At 66.0% G+C, this 14,058-nt stretch carries 11 protein-coding genes; 10 read left to right on the top strand and 1 reads right to left on the bottom strand.

Annotation, left to right across the window (positions count from 1 at the left end):
- Window positions 1–84: 84 nt before the first annotated feature.
- Both B2527_RS14335 and B2527_RS14330 read left to right on the top strand, forming a co-directional pair.
- Window positions 85–819, top strand: a complete 735-nt coding sequence (locus B2527_RS14335) for a hypothetical protein (protein ID WP_293714926.1) — start codon at window positions 85–87, stop codon at window positions 817–819.
- Between the two features lie 65 nt (window positions 820–884).
- Entirely contained in the window at window positions 885–1,454 is a 570-nt protein-coding gene (locus tag B2527_RS14330) for an HAD family hydrolase (RefSeq protein WP_293714939.1), read from the top strand.
- A 233-nt stretch (window positions 1,455–1,687) separates the two neighbouring features.
- On the opposite strand, the gene B2527_RS14325 is transcribed toward B2527_RS14330, so the two are convergent.
- Entirely contained in the window at window positions 1,688–2,620 is a 933-nt protein-coding gene (locus tag B2527_RS14325) for a carbohydrate kinase family protein (protein ID WP_293714923.1), read from the bottom strand.
- A 275-nt stretch (window positions 2,621–2,895) separates the two neighbouring features.
- Here B2527_RS14325 and B2527_RS14320 point away from each other — a divergent pair, with 275 nt between their 5' ends.
- From B2527_RS14320 to B2527_RS14285, 8 genes are all read left to right on the top strand, one after another.
- Window positions 2,896–3,942 (top strand): rod shape-determining protein, encoded by a 1,047-nt coding sequence (locus B2527_RS14320; RefSeq protein WP_005419402.1) that lies wholly within the window; start codon window positions 2,896–2,898, stop codon window positions 3,940–3,942.
- A gap of 154 nt (window positions 3,943–4,096) precedes the next feature.
- Window positions 4,097–5,233 (top strand): rod shape-determining protein MreC, encoded by a 1,137-nt coding sequence (mreC, locus tag B2527_RS14315; protein WP_293714617.1) that lies wholly within the window; start codon window positions 4,097–4,099, stop codon window positions 5,231–5,233.
- A complete protein-coding gene (gene mreD / locus B2527_RS14310; protein ID WP_293714615.1) occupies window positions 5,230–5,715 on the top strand; it encodes a rod shape-determining protein MreD in 486 nt (161 codons plus the stop codon). Before mreC ends, mreD begins: the two co-directional genes overlap by 4 nt.
- Before the next feature lie 3 nt (window positions 5,716–5,718).
- Complete coding sequence (gene mrdA, locus B2527_RS14305; protein ID WP_293714613.1) at window positions 5,719–7,815, top strand: penicillin-binding protein 2; 2,097 nt, start codon at window positions 5,719–5,721, stop codon at window positions 7,813–7,815.
- Window positions 7,812–8,918, top strand: a complete 1,107-nt coding sequence (gene rodA, locus B2527_RS14300; RefSeq protein ID WP_293714611.1) for a rod shape-determining protein RodA — start codon at window positions 7,812–7,814, stop codon at window positions 8,916–8,918. Before mrdA ends, rodA begins: the two co-directional genes overlap by 4 nt.
- Window positions 8,919–9,296: 378 nt before the next feature.
- On the top strand, window positions 9,297–10,445 hold the full coding sequence (gene mltB, locus B2527_RS14295; protein ID WP_293714609.1) for a lytic murein transglycosylase B: 1,149 nt from the start codon (window positions 9,297–9,299) through the stop codon (window positions 10,443–10,445).
- A complete protein-coding gene (locus tag B2527_RS14290) occupies window positions 10,442–11,866 on the top strand; it encodes a septal ring lytic transglycosylase RlpA family protein (RefSeq protein ID WP_293714607.1) in 1,425 nt (474 codons plus the stop codon). The genes mltB and B2527_RS14290 overlap by 4 nt, the downstream gene beginning before the upstream one ends.
- An 86-nt stretch (window positions 11,867–11,952) precedes the next feature.
- Entirely contained in the window at window positions 11,953–13,167 is a 1,215-nt protein-coding gene (locus B2527_RS14285) for a D-alanyl-D-alanine carboxypeptidase family protein (protein ID WP_293714605.1), read from the top strand.
- Window positions 13,168–14,058 lie beyond the last annotated feature (891 nt).

Here is a 14,058-nt window from a genome sequence, read left to right as displayed (position 1 = left end):
CCAATCCCAATCCCAATCCCCAACATGCTCTAAAGTGAACCCCATCGCGGGCCCATTCCGCGCCACGTTCACTGGAGCTGTTTGATGAAACCCCTGATCCTCGGCGCCCTCTGCGTCTTCGCCCTGGCCGCCTGCAGCAACCCGGAGGCCGAGCGCCAGCAGCAGGAGGCCGCTGCCGCGCAGGAGCGCGCCAAGCGCGAGGCCGACGCCGAGGGCATCGGCAAGCTTTACGACGCAGCGGTCACCGCCACCGATTGGGAGAAGGCGCGCATCCATGGTGCGGCGCTGCTCGACCAGTACCCGGATTCGGACACCGCCAAGCGCATCGAGCCGGGCTTTGCCGAGGTCCGTGAGAAGGCGGCTGCCGCCAGCGAGCTGCGCCGCATGCAGGCCTTGTGGAATTACAACCAGGTGCCGGTGAAGGGCGGCACGCAGCGCTCAGCGGCGATCTACAGCAAGGACCGGGTGGAAGTGGACAGCACCGGCGCCAAGCAGGTGAACCTGGTGTTCCGTGATCACCCCGAGTGGAAGCGCCACGCCTACCTGGTGCTGCAGTCCAGCGACTTTGCCAAGGCCTGCTACCGTGCCTGCCAGGTGAAGGTCAGCGTGGACGGTGCCCCGGCCCGTACCATGGCTGCGCATCGCCCGGACACCGATGAAGCCATCGCCATGTTCATCGATGACAACCGTGGCCTGTGGCGTCAGGCACGCAAGGCCAAGGTGATCGAGATCGAGTTCCCGGTGCAGGCCGGCGGCACCCGCAAGGCGGTGTTTGAAGTGGGTGGGCTGGACGGCAGCCAGATGCCGAACTGGGATTGAGGCCGGTGCTCGCTGATGTGGCGGGGCGTTGCGACGTCGCCGCCAGTCGTCATTGGGTGTTCGACATGGACGGCACCCTGACCGAGCCGGTGCACGATTTCGAACGGATCCGGCGTGAGCTGCAGATTCCTTCCGGTGCGGACATTCTTGAACACCTGGCCAGTCTGCCGGCGCAGCAGGCGGCGGACAGCCATGCCTGGTTGCTGCAGCACGAACGGGAGCTGGCCCAGGCCTCGGTCGCGGCGCCGGGTGCAGTGGCCTTGGTACGCGCGCTGCATGCCGCGGGTTGCCGGCTGGGTATCCTCACCCGCAATGCGCGTGAGCTGGCGGAAGTGACCCTGGCGGCGATTGGTGTAGCCGATTGCTTTGCGGTTGAGGAAATCATTGGCCGTTGGGAAGCGGCGCCCAAGCCGTCGCCGGCAGGCCTGCAGTTTTTTGCCGAGCGCTGGGCCGTGGCGCCGGCGGCGATGCGCATGGTGGGCGACCATTACTACGACCTGGCCACGGCCACGGCGGCTGGCGTGCCAAGCGTCCTGATCAATGTGCCGGGTGATCCCTGGCCAGGCATGTCGCAGTGGCAGTTGCGCGATTGTGCGCAGTTGCTGGAGCAGTGGCAGGCCGCAGAGTTCCTGTAGAGCCGAGCCATGCTCGGCTGAGGCGTTACCGGCGAAGCCTCTTGTGGGAGCGGCGTATGCCGCGAAGCTGGCAATGCCGGGTGGCAAGCGTGGCCTGCAATCTGCTGGTTTGCGGGCTTCGCGGCTTACGCCGCCCCTACACAAATGCCATGCGGTCGACGGATTGCCGGGAAAGCCCCTGCCGAGCATGGCTCGGCACTACAGAAAAAACGGCGCCGTTGGCGCCGTTTTTGTCAGAGGCTGTAGCCGAACTGCTGCTTGAACTGCTCGTTGAACTCGGCAAAGTCGAAGCGCTGGTTCTGGGTGCCCGGGTGCTCCACCTTCAGTGCGCCCATCAGGTTGCTCATGCGGCCCACGGTCAGCCAGTCGTAGCCCTTCTCGATGCCGAAGATCAGGCCGGCACGGAAAGCATCGCCACAACCGGTCGGGTCGACCACGCGGCGCTCATGCGCCGGCGGAATGTCGAAGCTCTTTTCCGGAGTGTGGATGATGGCGCCACGCGGGCCCTGGGTGGTGATATAGGCCTTGGTGCGGGCGACGATGTCGGTTTCGCTCCAGCCGGTACGCTGCTGCAGCAGGTTGGACTCGTAGTCGTTGACCACCACGTAGTCAGCCTGCTCGATGAACTGGCGCAGCTCCGGGCCGTTGAACAGCGGCAAGGCCTGGCCCGGGTCGAAGATGAAGGGGATGCCGCATTCCACGAACTCGGCGGCATTCTGGATCATGCCCTCACGGCCGTCCGGCGCAACGATGCCGAAGGTGACGCCCGGCACGTCCTTCACGTGGTTGTCGTGCGAGCGCATCATCGCGCCCGGGTGGAAGGCGGTGATCTGGTTGTTGTCGTGGTCGGTGGTGATGAAGCACTGCGGGGTGAACATGTCTTCCAGCACCCGCACCTGGCTCAGGTCGATGCCCATACGCTCGAAGTGCTCGCGGTACGGGCCGAAGTCCTGGCCCACGGTGCCCATCGGGATCGGGCTGCCGCCCAGCAGCTTCAGGTTGTAGGCGATGTTGCCCGCGCAGCCACCCAGTTCGCGGCGCATGCGCGGCACCAGGAACGACACGTTCAGGATGTGCACCTTGTCCGGCAGGATGTGGTTCTTGAACTGGTCCGGGAACACCATGATGGTGTCAAAGGCAAGGGAACCACAGATCAAAGCGGACATCGCGAACAGGCCTATACGTAAAAAGGGAAATGCCGCCATGCGCGCGCAGGCGGACCGGCGCAAGGGTGCGCCAAAGTGCATAAGGTTACCGGCTGCGGCCGTCCACGGCCAGAACCAAGGATGTACCGCAGCTGCCCGGCAAGTCCTGGAGCCCTTTTTTTACAAGGATTCTCCTTGCCCGGGCGGGGGTGGGTTGATAGGCTAGCTCCCCTCATTTTCTGCCCATTTTTTCGCCAGCCGGCGTGGGCACGACACCCGTCAGGATCACTCCCCAGATGTTCAAAAAGCTGCGCGGCATGTTCTCCAATGACCTGTCCATTGACCTGGGCACGGCCAACACCCTCATCTATGTGCGCGGCCAGGGCATCGTGCTGAACGAGCCGTCGGTTGTGGCCGTGCGCCAGGACCGCGCCATCGGCGGTACCCGCTCGGTGGCTGCCGTCGGCGCCGAGGCCAAGCAGATGCTTGGCCGTACCCCGGGCCACATCACCACCATCCGCCCGATGAAGGATGGCGTCATCGCCGACTTCACCTACACCGAGGCGATGCTCAAGCACTTCATCAAGAAGGTGCACAAGTCGCGCGTGCTGCGCCCCAGCCCGCGCGTGCTGGTCTGCGTGCCGGCCGGCTCCACCCAGGTCGAGCGCCGCGCCATCAAGGAATCGGCCGAGGAGGCCGGTGCACGGGATGTGTTCCTGATCGAGGAGCCGATGGCGGCCGCCATCGGTGCCGGCATGCCGGTCACCGAGGCGCGTGGTTCGATGGTCATCGATATCGGCGGTGGCACCACCGAAGTTGCGGTCATCTCGCTGAATGGCATTGTCTACTCGGCCTCGGTGCGCATCGGTGGTGACCGTTTCGACGAGTCCATCACCAATTACGTGCGCCGCAACCACGGCATGCTGATCGGTGAAGCCACCGCTGAGCGCATCAAGGTGGAGCTGGGCTGCGCCTACCCGCAGGCGGAAGTGATCGAGATGGAAATCTCCGGCCGCAACCTCGCCGAGGGCGTGCCGAAGATGATCAAGATCAGCTCCAACGAAGTGTTGGAGGCCCTGCACGAGCCGCTGTCGGGCATCGTCTCGGCGGTCAAGCTGGCGCTGGAACAGACCCCGCCGGAACTGTGTGCCGACGTCGCCGAACGCGGCATCGTGCTTACCGGCGGTGGCGCCCTGCTGCGTGACCTGGACCGCCTGATCTCCGAGGAAACCGGCCTGCACGTGCAGGTGGCCGATGACCCGCTCACCTGCGTGGCCCGCGGTGGCGGTCGTGCGCTGGAGCTGGTGGACATGCACGGCAACGAGTTCTTCGCGCCGGAATAAGTTGGAGGGAATGGAGAATGGGGAATCGGGAATGGGGCAGGTCTGCCTGCGCCGTGATCCACTGCCCAGGGCCCGTTTCCCCGACCTCCCGGCATGAGGCGAACCACGCCGGTTCCCTTTTCCATTCCCGACCCCTCCTTTCCAGTCTTCTGCCGTGCCCCCTTACGCCGGACCTCCCGTAGCCTCCCGTCAGGGGGACGCCAGCAGCACGCTGCGCTTGCTGGCGTACCTGGCCTTGGCCATCACCTTGATCGTGCTGGATGACCAGGGCGGCTGGATGGCGCGTCTGCGTGCACAGGCCAATGTGCTGGTGCAGCCGATCTGGGCCCTGGCCGGTGTACCGGGCCGGGTCGGGGCGTCGGTCAAGGACAATGCCGCCAGCCACAACCAGCTGGTCGCCGAGAACCGCGAGCTGCGCAACCAGTTGCTGGTGGCCAACGCGCGCCTGACCCGGCTGCAGACCGCGGCGCTGGACAATGCCCAACTGCGCGAGCTGCTCAACGTGGCCGAACGCAATGGCCTGGACGTGCAGCTGGCGCCCATTCTCGATATCGATCTGGATCCGGTGCGGCAGCGTCTGGTGCTGGATTCGGGCAGCCGTGCCGGCGTGCATGTTGGCCAGGCCGTGATCGACGCCGGCGGCCTGATGGGCCAGGTGATCGCAGTGACGCCGGCGCACTCGACCGTGCTGCTGCTGACCGATCCGGACCACGCGGTGCCGGTGGCGGTGGCGCGCAATGGCGTGCGCCTGATCGTCTACGGCCGCGGCGACCGCCTGGAGCTGCGCGACATCCCGCTCAGCGCGGGCGTGGAAGTAGGCGATGAAATCGTCACTTCCGGCCTGGGCGGGCGTTTCCCGGCCGGTTTCCCGGTAGGCCGGATCATGAAGCTGCGGCCGGATGACACCCATGCCTTCCTGGTGGGCGAACTGGAGCCGGCAGCCAAGCTGGACCGCGGTCGCAACGTCTTGCTGCTGCGCTCGGTACCGGCATTGCCGCAGTTGCCGGATGCGTCCAGTGAACCCGACAGTGCGGCAGCCAGCGCCCCTGTGGCACCGGCCAACCGCATGGGCATCAAGGCTGCAGTGGTTCCAGCGACGGCCGGCGATGCGCAGCCGGCTGGACCGGGGCCGGAGGTGGCGGCACCTGCTGCCGTGCCCGCGACACCGCCGGCAACCTCTGCTGCGCCGACACCTGCGCCTGCAGCCGTCTCCGGCCCCGCCACCGAACCCCCGCCTGCGCAGGCCCCCGTGACCAGTGACAACCCGCCCCCAGCGCAGGTGCGCCCATGAGTCGTCTGCGTGGCAAGGGCTGGGTGATGCCGGTCAGTTTCCTGCTGGCACTGCTGTTGGCGCTGATCCCGCTGCCGGAAGTTGTGCTGCCGATGCGCCCATATTGGCTGGCGCTGGTGCTGGCGTACTGGGTGATCGAGACCCCGGACAAGGTCGGGCTGGGTTTTGCCTTCAGCATCGGCCTGCTGGCGGATGTGATGTTTGGCGGCATCCTTGGTGAGCAGGCCCTGCGCCTGGTGATGATGGCCTTCATCCTGCAGCGCTTCCGCGCCCGCATCCGCTTCTTCCCGCTGTCGCAGCAGGCGCTGGCGATGGGCGGGCTGCTGTTCAATGACCGCGTCATCGATGCCGCCATCCACTTGTTGGTCGGCGAGCCGCTGCTGCCGTGGAGCTACTGGGTGGCCCCGCTGCTGGGCATGGTGTTGTGGCTGCCGTTGTATGTACTGCTGGATGCGGTGCGGCTGGGCAAGCGCGGGCGCTGACGCATGGCTCCGCGCCGCCAGAGCAAGAACCCGCACGCCGAGGCCGAGCAGTTCCGGCGGCGTGCCGCGATCGGTTTTCTCGGGGTGGTGCTCACCCTGGGGTTCCTCGCTGCCTGGTACTTCAAGCTGCAGGTGCTGGATCACGATATCTACGCTACCCGTTCGGAAGCCAACCGCATCAAGGCGCGGCCGGTGGTGCCGGGGCGTGGGCTGATCTACGACCGCAACGGCCGCCTGCTGGCCGAGAACGTGCCGGCGTTCCGTCTGGACGTCACCGCCGACAAGGTCCAGGACATGGACGCGACCCTGGCCGGCCTGCAGAAGATCTTTTCGCTTACCCAGGAAGACATCGAGCGCTTCAAGCAGTCGCGCAAGGCACGCCGCAGTTTCATGCCGGTGACGCTCAAGCTGCGGGTCAGCGACGATGAGATGGCGCGCTTTGCAGTGGACCGCTGGCGTTACCCCGGCGTGGAGCTGGAACCCTACCTGACCCGGCGCTATCCGTATGGCGATCTGTTCGGCCACATCATCGGCTACGTCGGCCGCGTCGATGACAAGGACCTGGAAGAACTGGGCGAGGGCAATGCCGCGCTGACCCATATCGGCAAGTCCGGCATCGAGCGTTTCTACGAGCCGCAGCTGCGTGGCCGCATTGGCTACGAGCAGGTCGAGACCAATGTGCAGGGCCGCGCGATCCGTACGATCGGGCGGGTGCCCGCGCAATCGGGCGTTGATCTGCGGCTGTCGGTCGATGCCGACCTGCAGCGCGCCATGGTCGCGGCGTTCGGTGAGCAGGAAGGCTCGGCGGTGGCGATCGACCCGCGTACCGGCGAGATCCTGGCCATGGTCAGCCTGCCGTCGTTCGACCCCAATCTGTTCGTCAACGGCATCTCCCACGCCGACTTCAAACGACTCAACGAGAATCCGTCGCGGCCGCAGTTCAACCGGTTGGTGCTGGGTGGTGTTGCGCCCGGTTCCACGGTGAAGCCCTTCCTGGGTCTGGCCGGCCTGGACAGCGGCCTGCGCCGGCCCGAGGACAAGATCCTCTCGCGCGGCATGTTCTACCTGCCCGGCGTCAGCCGTGGCTGGGGTGACGCCAACCGCGGCGGCCATGGCTGGACCGACCTGCGCAAGTCGATCTCGCAATCGGTCAACACCTATTACTACCAGCTCGGCGTCGACATGGGCGTGGAGCGTTACGACGAATACATGGGCGGCCGCTACGGGTTTGGCCAGCCCACCGGCATCGACCTGGCCGGTGAGATCGGCGGCATCCTGCCGTCGCCGGCGGCCAAGCTCAAGCTGCGCAAGGAGCGCTGGTACCCGGGCGACATGGTCAATGCCAGCATCGGCCAAGGCCTGTGGAAAGTGACCCCGCTGCAGCTGGTGCGCGGCGTCGGCGGTCTGGCCACCGGCCAGCTGCGCACCCCGCACCTGGTGATGGAGCAGCGCGCCGGCTTCGACCACGACTGGGCACCCAGCGTACAGCCGGCCAGCAGGCCGATCAGCCCCAACCCCGATAATGTGCAGGCGGTGCGTGAGGGCATGATGGGCACCATGCAACCCGGCGGCAGCGGCTGGCGGGTTGCCGCCGGTGCGGCCTACCGCATGGCGGGCAAGACCGGTACGGCGCAGGTCATCAGCCGCAAGGGCACGGCGGCGTTGAACCCCAAGAGCCTGCCGATGCACCTGCGTCACCGCGCGCTGTTCGTTGGTTTTGCACCGGCCGAAGATCCGGTGATCGCCATCGCCATCGCAGTGGAAGGCGGCGGCTACGGTGGCTCGGCGGCCGCGCCGATCGCGCGCAAGGTATTCGATGCCTGGTTGCTCGGGGTGATGCCCGATGGCCTGCAGCCGCTGGATGCCGAGCGCGGCACCGTGGCGGTGGGTGTGACCACCTTCGACACCGAGGACGCCAGCTGGCGCGCGCGCGGTGAGCAGGTGGCCCCGCAGTTCGCTGACCTGCCGATCATGGTGGGCACGCCGGCCCCGTTGCCGGGTGCACCGCCTGCGCCGGAACCGGCAGCTGCCCCTGGCATGGTGCCGACCACGGGACGTCCGGCTGCGCCGGCACCCACGCCAACGGAGGCGCGCCGATGAGGGATTTCCTGCGCTGGGCCCTGGAGATGGGGCAGCGCCTGACCCGCGGCCTGGACTGGCCATTGCTGTTCGCGCTGCTGGTGTTGATGGGGATTGGCCTGTCGGTGCTGGACAGTGCCGGTGGCAGTGGCCTGGTGATGGCGCAGGGCGCCCGTTTTGCGGTGGGCCTGGTGGCGATGTGGGCGATATCGCGGGTGTCGATCCTGCGCATCCGCGCCTGGACGCCGATGATCTACGCCGTCTCGATGCTGCCGTTGCTGGCGGTGTTCGTGCTGGGCACCGGCAAGTACGGGCGGCAGTGGTTGAACCTGGGCCTGTTCTACCTGCAGCCGGCCGAGCTGTTGAAGGTGAGCCTGCCGATGATGGTGGCCTGGTACCTCAACCGCATGCCACTGCCGCCGCGGATACCGGTGGTGCTGGTGGCGGCAGTGATCATCGGGGTGCCGACCGGGTTGGTGATGCTGCAGCCGGATTTCGGCACTGGCGTGCTGATCGCGGCCAGCGGTGCCTTTGTGCTGCTGCTGGCTGGCCTGCCGTGGTGGTGGGTGGGCGTGGGCGTGGGCGGCGTTGCAGCGGCCGCGCCGGTGGCCTGGTTCTGGCTGCTGCGGCCCTACCAGAAGGACCGCATCATGATGTTCCTCGATCCGGAGAGTGATGCACTGGGCGCGGGCTGGAACATCATCCAATCCAAGATCGCCATTGGCTCGGGCGGCCTTACCGGCAAGGGCTGGGGGCTGGGCTCGCAGTCGCACCTGAACTTCATCCCCGAACAGACCACGGACTTCGCCTTCTCGGTGCTCAGCGAGGAATACGGCTGGGTGGGCGTGGCGGTGGTGCTGGCGCTGTACCTGTTCGTGATCGGGCGTTGCCTGTGGATCGCGGTGGACTCGCGCGATACCTATTCGCGCCTGCTGGCCGGTGCCACCGGCCTGGCTTTCTTCGTCTACATCCTGGTCAACGGCGGCATGATCTCCGGGCTGTTGCCGGTGGTGGGCGTGCCGATGCCGCTGATCAGCTACGGCGGTACCTCGGCGGTGTCGTTGCTGGCTGGCTTTGGCCTGGTGATGGCGGTGCGTGCGCATCGGCCGGTACATGGCGGCTAAGGCAAGCGGGTGGCGCGAGTCTTGATCCAGATCAAACACGAACCTTCACGGTTACTTCACACTAGCGGCGTCATCGGCAGCAGTTGCGCTGTGGCGGTTGGCACCCCCGACGGGGTGACCAGCAGGTCGGCATTCGGCGGGCAGGCGTGGGGAGACGACTGTCCGATGCGCCGGGGCTGATCCGGGCGCCGGTCATCTTCGTGGGATGGGAAGATGGCCGGCGCCCCATTTTGCCGGGTCCGCGTGCCCGCATTCATCTGCAAGTCCAGGACCTGCGCCCCCACGGCGCAGCGCACCAGCATGTTTTTTTGCTTTAATCCTGTTGAGATTCATGGTGTTATTGCGGGAAATTCATCTTTGACCTGCTAATCTCGCCCGATGATTAGACGCGCCCTGGTTTGTTGTCTCACCCTCGGCATGGTTGCCTGCGCAACCCAGCCCAAGGCCCCTGTATCGCCTGTCGCCCCGGCGGAAACCCCGGTCAAACCCGGTACGGCGCCCGCTACCGGGCCGGCCGAGGCAGTACCGGAGGCCAAGGTGGATCTGCCGCCGGTGGATCTGACCCCGGTGCCGTTCGAGACCGCGCGTGCCAACTTCGTGCGCGACACTGCCGCCAGGTACCGGTTGGATCCTGCGTACATCGAGGCGACCCTGGCGCAGGCCCAGATCCGCGAGCCCATCATCGCCGCCATGTCGCGCCCGGCCGAGCGGGTGAAGCCGTGGAACGAGTACCGGCCGATGTTCATCACCCAGGCCCGCATCGATGGCGGTCGCAACTTCCTGGCGCAGCACCGCGATGAGTTGATGCGGGTGCAGGAGCGCACCGGCGTGCCGGCCGAAGTCATCGTGTCCATCATCGGCGTGGAGACCAGCTACGGCCGCAATGCCGGCAATCATCGCGTGCTGGACGCGCTGTACACGCTGGCCTTCAAGTACCCGCGCAGCGGCGACCCGGCCAAGCTGGAGCGCGAAGTGCGCCGCGAGCTGTTCTTCCGCGACGAACTGGCCAAGCTGTTCGAACTCAGTGCGCTGGAGAAGCTGGACATCACCGGCATCAAGGGCAGCTATGCCGGTGCCATGGGCATGGGCCAGTTCATGCCGTCCAGCTATCTGGACTACGCCGTGGATGGCAACGGCGATGGCCGCCGTGACCTGTTCAACAGCTATGACGACGTGTTTTCCTCGATTGCCAACTACTTCGTCAAGAAGGGCGGTTGGGTGCGCGGCGGCACAGTGGCGGTGCCGGCGACGCTGCAGGCCGGTTTTGAAGAGTTCAATCCCACCGACTGGACCCCTAGCCTGACCGTGACCGAGCTGGCCGCCCGCGGCTACCAGCCGGTGACGCCGGTGATGGCGGTCAATGCCAAGGCTACCCCGGTGACCCTGGAAGGCAGCAATGGCAAGCAGTACTGGCTTGGCTTCCAGAACTACTACGCGATCACCCGTTACAACATCTCCAAAATGTATGCGATGGCCGTGTTCCAGCTGTCCCAGGCCATCGCCGGCAAGGAGCTTCCCCCGGCATGAACATCAAGTGGCTGGTCCCTGCGTTGATCGTGCTCGGGCTGGCCGCCTGCAGCAGCGCACCCAAGAAGTCCACGCCCACCGCGGGCGGACACGCCGGCAGCGTGGTGCCCAGGCCTGGCCAGGGCACGGCGCGCAGCGCCGACTGCCCGGAGGGGTCGCCTTACGCGCGTGCACAGGAAGACCTGTCCACGCGCGGCAACTACACCGCCGGTGGCCTGTACCGGCCCGGCGTCAGTGACAGCACGCCCACCTACATCCCCAATGTGCGCTGTATTCCCGAGCCGTTGGTGACCAACGAGGCGCGTTCGGCAGTCGGCAACAAATCCCCCTACGTGGTGCTGGGCAAGCAATACCGGGTGATGGACCGGGTGGACGACTACGTGGAGCAGGGTACGGCCTCGTACTACGGGCAGAAGTTCCACGGCCGGCTGACCTCCAATCGTGAGGTGTACGACATGTATGCCTTCACCGCCGCGCACAAGACCCTGCCGCTGCCCAGCTTCGCGCGGGTCACCAACCTGGACAACGGCGAATCCATCATCGTCCGGGTCAACGACCGCGGCCCGTTCCACGAAGGTCGGGTGATCGACCTCAGCTACGCGGCTGCGGTGCGGCTGGGCATTACCCAGCGCGGTACGGGCCGGGTGGAAGTGCGTGGCCTGACCCCGGGCAGCGACAATCTGCTGGCCGCCAACAATGACAGCGGCCGCGCCCGCAGCCCGCGCGCCAATGCCCGTGCGCAGGCCGCTGCCGCAGCACCGGTGGCGGCCCCCGCTGCGCTCGCACAAACCCGCGCTGCGGCTGCCAGCCGCATGGATCAACTGGTCGAGAAGTTGCCGCCGACCACCACGGCAGCCCCTGCAGCTCCCGTTTCCACCCATGCGGTGGCCGCCAATGCCGACCATTTCGATGCGTGGATGAAGGACAACGGCGTGCGTGTGGCGACCGGTCGTCCGGCTGCCGTGCAGGCTGCGCCCAGCGCGGTGGCACCGGTGCGCGCGCAGACGCTGGCGCCGGCGCCTGGGGTGGCCAGCAGTGCAAGCCAGGCAGCGCAGCGTGGCACAGTGGCGGCTGCACCTGCTGTCGCAGCCAATGCAACGGCAGGTGCGGCGAGCGGCGGCACTGCCGTCAATCTGGCGCCGGTTGCGGCGCCCAGCAGCACCTCTGCCGACCCGGCCAGCCGCGCGCTGGGTTCCATCCTGCTGCAGGTGGCCAGTTTCTCCAGCCGCGACAATGCAGCCCGCGCGCTGGGTCAACTGGCCTCGGCGGGTATCGTCGGCGCCAACCTCAGCGATATCGTCAGCGGTGGCCGTACCCTGTGGCGGCTGCGCGTGCCTGCCAGCGACCATGTCAGTGCGACGGAACTTGCCGGCCGCATTGCAGGTCTGGGTTTTGGCATGCCCCAGGTCGTACGCGACTGAACAATGCCAGCGCCGCCGGCATGCCGCCAGCGGCCTACAATGCCCGCCTGTCTTTTCTTTCCTCGTCCATCAGGAACCGTTTTCCGATGAAATTCCGTTTTGCCGCCGCCGCCTTGGCCACGACGCTCGCCGTCGGCCTGGCATCCGCCCAGACGCCGACCCCGACGCCTGTTCCCGCACCGGCCGCCGCGGCCGCCCCGGCCCAGGTGGCTACGCCGCCGGCGCCGGTCCCGACCACCGCCACCGCCTGGGTACTGATGGATTACGCCACCGGCCAGGTACTGGCTGGCGAGAACATCCATCAGCCGGTGCCGCCGGCCAGCATCACCAAGGTGATGACCTCTTACGTGCTGGCCGCCGAGATGAAGACCGGCAAGATCAAGCCGGACGACCAGGTAATGATGAGCGAGCGCGCCTGGCGTGAAGGCGGCGCGGGTACCGACGGCAGCTACAGCGGCTTCCCGGTCAACCAGACGGCACGTCTGGAAGACATGGAAAAGGGCATGGCCATCCAGTCCGGCAACGATGCGGCCATTGCCCTGGCCGAACACGCCGCCGGCAGCCAGGAAGCCTTTGCGGCGCTGATGAACAGCTATGCTGCCAAGATCGGGATGAAGGATTCGCACTTCGTCAACGCGCATGGCCTGAACGCCGAGGGCCACCAGTCCAGCGCCTACGATCTGGCCCTGCTGGGCCGCGCTTTTGTGCGTGACTACCCGGAGACCTATGCCTACAACAAGATCAAGGAATTCACCGTAGGCAAGATCACCCAGCCCAATCGCAACCTGCTGTTGTGGCGCGACCAGAGCGTGGACGGCATCAAGACCGGCCACACCTCGGCCGCCGGCTACTGCCTGCTGAGCTCGGCCCAGCGCGGTGACCAGCGTCTGATCGCGGTGCTGATGGGCGGCGCTTCGGAAAAGCAGCGCGCCGATGACAGCCTGGCGCTGTTGAACTGGGGCTTCCGTTTCTTTGAAACCCACCGTCTGTACGAGCCGGGCAAGCAGGTGACCAGCCAGCATGTATGGAAGGGCAAGGCTGACGAAGTGCAGTTGGGTGTGGCGCAGCCGATGCTGGTCAGCGTGCCGCGTGGCCGCTACAACGACCTGAAGCCGACGATGGACGTGCCCAAGCAGCTGGTGGCGCCGATTACCGCGGGCCAGCAGATTGGTACGGTCAAGGTATCGCTGGATGGCAAGGTGGTCGCCGAGGCTCCGTTGGTGGCCGTGCAGGCGGTGGAAGAAGGTGGCTTCTTCAAGCGCCTGTGGGATGCCTTCATGATGTGGTGGAAGTCCGAGTAAGGGCGTTCACCGGCTGAAAAGCCGAGCGGCGTTGCGGTGTTCTGTCGACTGGAGGTCATGTCGATGGGACGCGGTAACGCCGCTTTTGTTTGTCTGCTGAGCGACGGAGCGCCGCTCAATTGCCTCCCTTGGCCAAGTGCAACTCAGCTCCAGGTGCAGCTTTGGCTCCCTCCCTTTGCCGGAGGCAAGGGGAGGGTTGGGGAGGGGTAGCTTTTGCCGTTGCCATTGCAGTTGCAGTTGCAGTTGCAGTTGCTTTGGACTTTGACTTACCGGGCCCCTTCCGCAGCGACGGAGCCAGTGGGAAGAACCCGAAGGGCGACGTGCATGGATGCACGTCGTTTTTCGCCACGACAGGGATGTCGTGTCGAAAAATCCCGCTGGTGGAGTGGACCCGCGCCGCGCAGCGGGGTGGGCGCGTAGGCAGGGTGTGCTTGACCAGCCACTCGGCTGTTGAAAAACACCTCTTTTGGTTATCTTTTCTTTGCACAAGCAAAGAAAAGTAACTCGCTCCCCGAAGGGGAGTGAAAGCTCTTGCTCTTGCTCTTGCTGCAACAGCAACAGCAAGAGCAACAGCAACCAAGATCAAGATCAAAGGCTTTCGCCCGCCTCCGGCGCGCGAGCACACCTTTCTTTGCTTGTGCAAAGAAACGTGGCCCAAAGAAAGCACACCCTGCCTCCGCGCCCACGTCGCTATGCGACGCGGGTCCACTCCGCTGGCAGGATTTTTCGACGATACATCCTTGTATCGTCGAAGAACGACGCACATCCGTGTGCGTCGCCCCGTTCGGGGTCTTGTCTGCCAGCTCCGTCGCTACGGAAGGGGCCCGGTAAGTCAAAAGCCAGGGAGCAAAAGCATGGGCCAGAGCAAAATCAAAGCCGAAGCCAAAGCCG

The sequence above is a fragment of the Stenotrophomonas sp. UBA7606 genome (assembly GCF_002477705.1).
Lineage (GTDB): Bacteria > Pseudomonadota > Gammaproteobacteria > Xanthomonadales > Xanthomonadaceae > Stenotrophomonas.
The sequence above is the reverse complement of the archived record's forward strand: the minus strand, read 5'-3'. Positions and strand labels throughout refer to the sequence as shown.

Bases quoted from the DNA above. Each gene is read 5' to 3' on its own strand.
- B2527_RS14335 (WP_293714926.1), top strand. From the start codon at position 85: ATGAAACCCCTGATCCTCGGCGCCCTCTGCGTCTTCGCCCTGGCCGCC.
- B2527_RS14330 (WP_293714939.1), top strand. From the start codon at position 885: ATGGACGGCACCCTGACCGAGCCGGTGCACGATTTCGAACGGATCCGG.
- B2527_RS14325 (WP_293714923.1), bottom strand. From the start codon at position 2,620: ATGTCCGCTTTGATCTGTGGTTCCCTTGCCTTTGACACCATCATGGTG.
- B2527_RS14320 (WP_005419402.1), top strand. From the start codon at position 2,896: ATGTTCAAAAAGCTGCGCGGCATGTTCTCCAATGACCTGTCCATTGAC.
- mreD (WP_293714615.1), top strand. From the start codon at position 5,230: ATGAGTCGTCTGCGTGGCAAGGGCTGGGTGATGCCGGTCAGTTTCCTG.
- mrdA (WP_293714613.1), top strand. From the start codon at position 5,719: ATGGCTCCGCGCCGCCAGAGCAAGAACCCGCACGCCGAGGCCGAGCAG.
- rodA (WP_293714611.1), top strand. From the start codon at position 7,812: ATGAGGGATTTCCTGCGCTGGGCCCTGGAGATGGGGCAGCGCCTGACC.
- mltB (WP_293714609.1), top strand. From the start codon at position 9,297: ATGATTAGACGCGCCCTGGTTTGTTGTCTCACCCTCGGCATGGTTGCC.
- B2527_RS14290 (WP_293714607.1), top strand. From the start codon at position 10,442: ATGAACATCAAGTGGCTGGTCCCTGCGTTGATCGTGCTCGGGCTGGCC.
- B2527_RS14285 (WP_293714605.1), top strand. From the start codon at position 11,953: ATGAAATTCCGTTTTGCCGCCGCCGCCTTGGCCACGACGCTCGCCGTC.